The organism is Stenotrophomonas africana (genome assembly GCF_013004645.1).
GTDB lineage: Bacteria > Pseudomonadota > Gammaproteobacteria > Xanthomonadales > Xanthomonadaceae > Stenotrophomonas > Stenotrophomonas africana.
In genome coordinates this window covers 38,518-45,804 of record NZ_JABEME010000019.1, presented here as the reverse complement: position 1 = coordinate 45,804, position 7,287 = coordinate 38,518, and the positions used below count along the sequence as shown (strand labels likewise).

Here is a 7,287-nt window from a genome sequence, read left to right as displayed (position 1 = left end):
GGCAGGACCGTTGGCGCCATGGATGGCGCCATCAAGCCCCCAGGGATGGGTTTACGGCGTGTCCTGCCCACCCACACCGCCCCGCCATCCCACGGAATCCCGCCGCTGCCGTTGCTGTTGCCTCTGCAGGTGCAGGGCGCAGCCCTGCAACGCCCCCCTTCCCCATACCCCGCCGAATGGGTATACAGTCGACCCGTACCGGCATCGTGCCGGAATGAACCCTGGGAGGGGACCATGCGCAAGACCTTCAAGACCCTGCTGCTGGCACTGCCGCTGTGCCTGGCCGCGCTCTCGGCGCAGGCCGCCGACGGCGCCGCCGGCCGCTGGAAGACCATCGACGACAAGACCGGCAAGGTGAAGTCGATCGTCGAGATCACCCAGGCCGCCAACGGCACCCTGACCGGCAAGGTGGTCGACATCCTGCACTCGGACAAGGGCCCGAACCCGGTCTGCGACGGCTGTGAAGGCGCCAACAAGAACAAGCCGGTGAAGGGCATGACCATCCTCTGGAACCTGAAGGCCGACGGCGCCAACAAGTGGTCCGGCGGCACCATCCTCGATCCGGCCAACGGCAAGACCTACAAGTCGAAGATGGAACTGCAGCCCGGCGGCACCAGGCTTGACGTGTCCGGCTGCATCGCCTTCATCTGCCGCGCGCAGACCTGGCAGCGCGAATAAGCGCCCCGGCCCCCGCTTCATCCCCGTGACCCGGCCCCGGCCGGGTCACCTCGTTGCGGGCATGCGATACTCTGCGGTTCCCCTCGGCTTCACCCCGCGACCATGACCCGTACCGCGCTCGTCACCACCGCCCTGCCCTACGCCAACGGCCCGCTGCACCTGGGCCACCTGGTCGGCTACATCCAGGCCGACATCTGGGTGCGTGCGCGGCGAATGAGCGGCGGCAAGGCCTGGTTTGTCTGCGCCGACGACACCCATGGCACGCCGATCATGCTGGCCGCGGAAAAGGCCGGGGTCACCCCGGAAACCTTCATCGCCAACATCCAGGCCAGCCACGAACGTGACTTCGCCGCCTTCGGCGTGGCCTTCGACCACTACGATTCGACCAATTCGGCGGCCAACAAGGCGCTGACCGAGCAGTTCTACCTGAAGCTGGAAGCGGCCGGCCACATCAGCCGGCGTTCGGTGGCGCAGTTCTACGACCCGGCCAAGGGCATGTTCCTGCCCGACCGCTACGTCAAGGGCATCTGCCCGAACTGCGGCAGCCCTGACCAGTATGGCGACAACTGCGAAGTGTGCGGCGCGACCTATGCACCGACCGACCTGAAGGAGCCGCGTTCGGTCATCTCCGGTGCCACGCCGGAGATGCGCGATTCGGAGCACTTCTTCTTCGAGGTGGGCCACTTCGATGCGTTCCTGCGCGAATGGCTGGCCGGCGATGTTGCCCTGCCGGGCGTGAAGGCCAAGCTGGGTGAGTGGCTCAATGCCGAAGGTGGCCTGCGCGCGTGGGACATCTCGCGCGATGCGCCTTACTTCGGTTTCCAGATTCCCGGCCAGCCAGGCAAGTACTTCTATGTCTGGCTGGATGCGCCGATCGGCTACCTGTCCAGCTTCCAGACCCTGTGCGGCAGGATCGGCGAAGACTTCGAAGCGCACCTGCGCGCCGGCACCGCCACCGAGCTGCACCACTTCATCGGCAAGGACATCGTCAACTTCCACGGCCTGTTCTGGCCGGCGGTGCTGCACGGTACCGGCCACCGCGCGCCGACCCGCCTGCACGTCAACGGCTACCTGACCGTGGACGGCGCCAAGATGAGCAAATCGCGCGGCACCTTCGTGATGGCGCGTACCTTCCTCGATGCCGGCCTGGAGCCGGAAGCGCTGCGCTACTATTACGCCGCCAAGTCCGGCGGTGGCGTCGACGATCTCGACTTGAACCTGGGTGACTTCATCGCCCGTGTCAACGCCGACCTGGTCGGCAAGTTCGTCAACCTCGCAAGCCGCTGCGCCGGCTTCATCAGCAAGCGCTTCGACGGCCAGCTGGCCGCGCAGCTGCCCGATGCGGCGCAGTACCAGCGCTTCGTCGATGGCCTGGCGCCGATCCGTGAAGCCTACGAACGCAACGACCCGGCCGCGGCGATCCGCCTGACCATGACCCTGGCCGACGAAGCCAACCGCTACATCGACGACGTCAAGCCGTGGGTCATCGCCAAGCAGGAAGGCGCCGATGCGCAGCTGCAGGCCGTGTGCAGCCAGGGCCTGAACCTGTTCCGCGCACTGGTCACCGCCCTGAAGCCGGTGCTGCCGGCCACCGCCGCACAGGCCGAGGCCTTCCTGGCCGCGCCGGTGAACGACTGGACCGAGCTGGCACAGCCGCTGCTCGGCCACCGCATCACTGAGTACACCCCGCTGTTCACCCGTATCGACCCGAAGAAGATTGACGCCATGATCGACGCCTCCAAGGACACCCTGCAGCCGGCCGCTGCCGCCGCCCCCGCCGCCAAGACCGAAGCGGTCAAGTCGGCCGCCCCGGCCAAGGACGAAGCAAAGAGCGCCGATGCTCCGGCCTACATCGGCATCGACGATTTCGCCAAGCTCGACCTGCGCATCGGCAAGGTGCTGGTGTGCGAGTTCGTGGAAGGCTCGGACAAGCTGCTGCGCTTCGAACTGGATGCAGGTGAACTGGGCAAGCGCCAGATCTTCTCCGGTATCCGCGCCAGCTACGGCGAGCCGGAGAAGCTGGTCGGCCGCAGCGTGGTGTTCATCGCCAACCTGGCCCCGCGCAAGATGCGCTTCGGCCTGAGCGAAGGCATGATCCTGTCGGCCGGTTTCGACGGTGGCGCGCTGGCGCTGCTGGACGCCGACAGCGGCGCGCAGCCGGGCATGCCGGTGCGCTGATGCCTGCAGCGGGCGTGGTTGCGGCCACGCCCGCCGGCAGCACCGGCCACGGGGCACGCGATGGGAGGCAACGGAATGGAACTGGCGCTGTTCGACTTCGACCACACCGTGACCACCTGCGATACCTATGGCCGCTTCCTGCGCCGGGTGGCCACCGCCGAACAGCTGGCGCAGGCGTGGTGGAAGGTCGGCCCGTGGCTGGCCGCGTACAGGCTGAAACTGATCTCGGCCGAACGCATCCGCGCACGCGTCACCCGTTTGACCTTCAGTGACCGCCACAGTGATGACATCGCCACGCTGGCCGCCGGCTTCTCGCGTGAGTTCCTGCCCGACGTGGTACGCCCGGAAATGCTGGAGCAGATCCGCTGGCACAAGGAACAGCAGCACACCGTGGTGATCGTGTCCGGTTCGCTGGACCTGTACCTGCGGCCATGGTGCGAGCAGCTGGGCCTGCAGCTGATCTGCAACCGGTTGGAGAGCCGGGACGGTCGTCTGACCGGTCGCTATGCCGGTGGCGACTGCGGCCCGCGCAAGGTCGAGCACATCCGTCGCCAGTTCGATCTGTCGCGCTACGTGCGCATCCATGCCTACGGCGACAGTTCCGAAGACAAGCCGATGCTGGCGCTGGCCCACGAGCGCTGGTTCCGTGGCAAACCCCTGAAATGACCCCACCGCGCAGCCTTCGCCACGCATGAGCCTGATCCCGCCCCTGACCGAACGCCTCGACCGCCTGCTGCCGCAGACCCAATGCGGGCAATGCGGCTACGACGGCTGCCGCCCGTACGCGCAGGCGATGGCGCGTGGCGAGGCGAATGTGGACCGCTGCCCGCCGGGTGGCGATGCCGGTGCGCGTGCACTGGCGCAGGTGCTGGGCGTACCGGCCAGGCCCTACGACCGTGCGCGCGGCGAGCACAAGGCGCCGCAGGTGGCGTTGATCGTGGAAGCCGACTGCATCGGCTGCACCAAGTGCATCCAAGCCTGCCCGGTGGATGCCATCGTCGGCGGCGCAAAATACATGCACACGGTCATTGCCGATCTGTGCACCGGCTGCGAGCTGTGCATTCCCCCATGCCCGGTGGATTGCATCGAGCTGGTGCCAACGTAGCCACCGGACCAACCGGCGGTGGAGCGGCGGGGTAGAGTCGACTGTTGGTCGACTGCTCTTCATTCCGGCGGCGCAAAATCCCGCGCTGCGCGCGACAGTCGACCAACAGTCGGCTCTACCACCTCCGCTGATGGGCGGTAACCTTGCCTGCCGTTACGGCACCGCCGCCGTCACCACGATCTCGACCTTCCACTCGGCGTGGGCCAGCTTGGCTTCGAAAGTCGCACGGGCCGGGGTCGCGCCCTCGACCACCCACTCGTCCCACGCCTTGTTCATGCCGTCGAAGTCGGCGATGTCGGCCAGGAACACTTCCGCGCGCAGCACGTGCTGGCGGTCACTGGCGACCAGCGCCAGCAGCTTGTCGATCTCCGCCAGCACCTGCCGGGTCTGCCCGGTGATGTCCTGGCTCGTGTCTTCCGGAATCTGGCCGGAGAGGTAGGCGACCTTGTTGTACACGGTCATTTCGGACATGCGCGGTCCGACGTCGTAACGCTCCATCATGGGCGTGGCTCCTGCGGGTGATCAGGCCTGCATTGTCCTCCAAACCGGTCAACGGTGGGTGCATGGGCAACCTTCGCGCAGCCCCACTACCGGGCTACGACACGTACGCTGGTCAAATGACGGCGACAGGCGCACGATGCGCCACGCCCGCGTTGACACCGCACTCGCCCTTCCTGACGCACCCTTGCGCCGATGACCCCAGACACCGACCCCGCCACCGCTTCCTCTACCCCGGCATGGAAGCGGGTCCTCACCATCGTCGTTCCCCTGCTGATCCTTTCGCTGGCCCTGCATGGCCTGGCCAGTGAATTCGACGAGCACGGCTACCGTGCCATCCGCCAGGCGTTCCGCCAGCTCAGCGGCATGCAGATCGCGCTCACCGTGGTGCTTGGCCTGGCCAGCTACGCCTGCCTGATCGGCTTCGATGCCATCGGCCTGCGCCGCAGCGGCATCCGCGTGCATCCGGCGCGCATCGGCATCACCGCCTTCCTCGCGCATACGCTGGGCCAGACCGTCGGCTTTGCCGCGCTGACCGGTGGTGCGGTGCGCCTGCGTGGCTACCGCAGCGCCGGCCTGGACCTGGCTCAGATCGGCCAGGTAGTGCTGATGAGCACGCTCGGTTTCGTGTTCGGTGCATGGCTGTTGATCAGCGTCGCGCTGTGCATGGAACCTGCGGCGGCGGCGTTGGCATTGCCTTTGAATCCCGAAGCCGTGCGCGTGGTCGGCATCGTCGCCCTGCTCGCCTATCTCGGCACCGTGCTGCTGGTCGGCCGCGATGGACGGCAGTTCAGCGTGTTCGGCCATGCGTTGTGGCTACCCGACCGCCGGACCATGATCGGCGTCACCGTGCTCAGCGTCATCGAGCTGGTACTGGCCAGTGCTGCGTTCTATGTGCTGCTGCCCGACTCCACTCCCACCGGCCTGCCCGGCTTCGTCGGCCTGTACCTGGTGGCGGTGCTGGCCGGCCTGGTCTCGACCGTGCCGGCCGGCCTGGGCGTGTTCGAATGGAGCCTGCTGAAGCTGTTGCCGCAGGTGGCACCGGCGGCGGTGCTGGCGGCGGCGCTGATCTACCGCGTTACCTACTATGTACTGCCGCTGGTACTGGCTACCCTGCTCGCGCTCGCGCCCGCCCTGCGCCAGCCGCTGCAGGCCAGCGCCGGCGCAACCCGTGCCGGCTGGAACGCGCTGCGCCCATGGTTGCCGCAGATCATCGCGCTGGCGGTGTTCAGCATCGGTGCCGCGCTGGTCATCGACGGCACGCTGCCGACGCCGCGCCGTCACCTGGTCAACGCCTCGCTGCCGATCCTCGAAACCTCGCACCTGATCGGCAGTCTCAGCGGCGTCGCACTGCTGCTGATCGGCCAGGGCCTGGCCCGGCGCAGCCACGCCGCGTGGATGCTGGCAATGGCGGTGTGCGTGATCACCCCGCTGCCGCTGTGGCTGCGTGGTGGCCAACTGTTGATCGCCCTCTCGGCGGTGCTGGTGGCGATGGCACTGTGGGCCGCACGTCGCGAGTTCTACCGCCAGGGCGCGCTGCTGGACGAAGCCTGGTCATGGCCGTGGCTGCGCAACCTCGGCCTGGTGCTGGTGGCGGTCACCTGGCTGCTGTTCTTCACCTACAGCCATGTCGAATACCAGAACGAGTTGTGGTGGCAGTTCGCGGTGTCGGGCAACGCACCACGCGCGCTGCGCGCGTTGCTGGTGGTGGCCATCGCGCTGGTGATGTTCGGCCTGGCGCGGCTGCTGCATAGCACGCGCAGCCCACTGCCGGCCGCCGACGAAGCCACGCTGCAATCGCTGGCACCGGTGCTGGCGGGTGCTACGGACACCCAAGCCTGTCTGGTACTGACCGCCGACAAGGCAGTGCTGCGTGACGACGCCAGGCTGGGCTTCGTGATGATGCAGCGCTACGGTGGCTCGCTGATCGCAATGGGCGATCCAGTCGGCCCGCCAGACGTCGCCCGTGCACTGATCTGGCGCTTCCGCGAAGAAGCCGACCGGCTTGGCCTGCGTCCGGTCTTCTACCAGGTCGGCGAGACGTATTGGCAGACCTATCTCGACCTGGGCCTGGGGCTGGTCAAACTGGGCGAAGAAGCGATGGTGCCTCTGCACGACTTCGGCCTGGAAGGTCGCGAACGTGCCGACCTGCGCCAGGCCTGGAACCGCGGCAAGCGCAGCGGCCTGTCGTTCCGCGTAGCGCCAGTGGAGGAAATTCCCAGCCTGCTGCCGCGCCTGCACGCGATTTCCAACGCCTGGCTGGAAGACAAATCCGGGGACGAAAAGGGTTTCTCGCTGGGCAGCTACGACCCGGACTACCTGGTGCGCTTCCCGGTGGCGCTGGTCGAGGCCGAAGGCCAGATCGTGGCGTTTGCCAACCTGTGGCAGGCACCGGCCGGTGCCGAGCTGTCGGTGGACCTGATGCGCCACGTCAACGAAGCGCCGAAGGGGACGATGGACTTCCTCTTCATCGAGCTGTTCCTGTGGGGCCGCGCGCAGGGCTATGCGCGGTTCTCGCTGGGCATGGCACCGCTGTCCGGGCTGGCCCAGCATCGCCTGGCCGGTCGCTGGAACCGGCTGGCCGGCCTGCTCGCGCGGCATGGTGAGCGCTTCTATGGATTCAGTGGCCTGCGCCGCTTCAAATCGAAGTTCGATCCGCAGTGGCGGCCGCGTTACCTGGCCGCACCGGGCGGCATGCACCTGCCGGCGGCGCTGCTGGATGCCACGCGCCTGATTTCACTGGACCCGCGGCGGAGTTGAGGCCGCGATCCGTCGAGCAGGGCTCGACGCTACACTTCGCCGGGTAGGTGTCGACCTTGGTCGACACG

The 7,287-nt window shown here is 67.5% G+C and carries 6 protein-coding genes; 5 read left to right on the top strand and 1 reads right to left on the bottom strand.

What is annotated here, in order from left to right; translation table 11 throughout:
* Positions 1 to 234 precede the first annotated feature (234 nt).
* From HLA98_RS20070 to rnfB, 4 genes are all read left to right on the top strand, one after another.
* Positions 235 to 678, top strand: coding sequence for a DUF2147 domain-containing protein (locus HLA98_RS20070; RefSeq protein ID WP_049426799.1), 444 nt, complete (start codon positions 235 to 237; stop codon positions 676 to 678).
* Between the two features lie 102 nt (positions 679 to 780).
* Positions 781 to 2,856 carry a methionine--tRNA ligase gene (metG, locus tag HLA98_RS20065; protein ID WP_057500363.1) on the top strand — a complete coding sequence of 692 codons (2,076 nt, stop codon included), beginning with the start codon at positions 781 to 783 and terminating at the stop codon, positions 2,854 to 2,856.
* 75 nt (positions 2,857 to 2,931) lie between these two features.
* Positions 2,932 to 3,522 carry an HAD family hydrolase gene (locus tag HLA98_RS20060; protein ID WP_057500362.1) on the top strand — a complete coding sequence of 197 codons (591 nt, stop codon included), beginning with the start codon at positions 2,932 to 2,934 and terminating at the stop codon, positions 3,520 to 3,522.
* Between the two features lie 25 nt (positions 3,523 to 3,547).
* Positions 3,548 to 3,961: an Rnf electron transport complex subunit RnfB gene (gene rnfB / locus HLA98_RS20055; protein ID WP_053091904.1), complete on the top strand. Its 414-nt coding sequence runs from the start codon at positions 3,548 to 3,550 to the stop codon at positions 3,959 to 3,961.
* Between the two features lie 153 nt (positions 3,962 to 4,114).
* Here the strand turns inward: rnfB and HLA98_RS20050 are convergent, their stop codons facing one another.
* Complete coding sequence (locus HLA98_RS20050) at positions 4,115 to 4,462, bottom strand: RidA family protein (protein ID WP_005418155.1); 348 nt, start codon at positions 4,460 to 4,462, stop codon at positions 4,115 to 4,117.
* 192 nt (positions 4,463 to 4,654) lie between these two features.
* On the opposite strand from HLA98_RS20050, the gene mprF reads away from it, so the two are divergent.
* Positions 4,655 to 7,219 (top strand): bifunctional lysylphosphatidylglycerol flippase/synthetase MprF, encoded by a 2,565-nt coding sequence (mprF, locus tag HLA98_RS20045; protein WP_049443909.1) that lies wholly within the window; start codon positions 4,655 to 4,657, stop codon positions 7,217 to 7,219.
* Positions 7,220 to 7,287 lie beyond the last annotated feature (68 nt).

Coding starts and splice junctions, on each gene's coding strand:
- HLA98_RS20070 (WP_049426799.1), top strand. CDS start 235: ATGCGCAAGACCTTCAAGACCCTGCTGCTGGCACTGCCGCTGTGCCTG.
- metG (WP_057500363.1), top strand. CDS start 781: ATGACCCGTACCGCGCTCGTCACCACCGCCCTGCCCTACGCCAACGGC.
- HLA98_RS20060 (WP_057500362.1), top strand. CDS start 2,932: ATGGAACTGGCGCTGTTCGACTTCGACCACACCGTGACCACCTGCGAT.
- rnfB (WP_053091904.1), top strand. CDS start 3,548: ATGAGCCTGATCCCGCCCCTGACCGAACGCCTCGACCGCCTGCTGCCG.
- HLA98_RS20050 (WP_005418155.1), bottom strand. CDS start 4,462: ATGATGGAGCGTTACGACGTCGGACCGCGCATGTCCGAAATGACCGTG.
- mprF (WP_049443909.1), top strand. CDS start 4,655: ATGACCCCAGACACCGACCCCGCCACCGCTTCCTCTACCCCGGCATGG.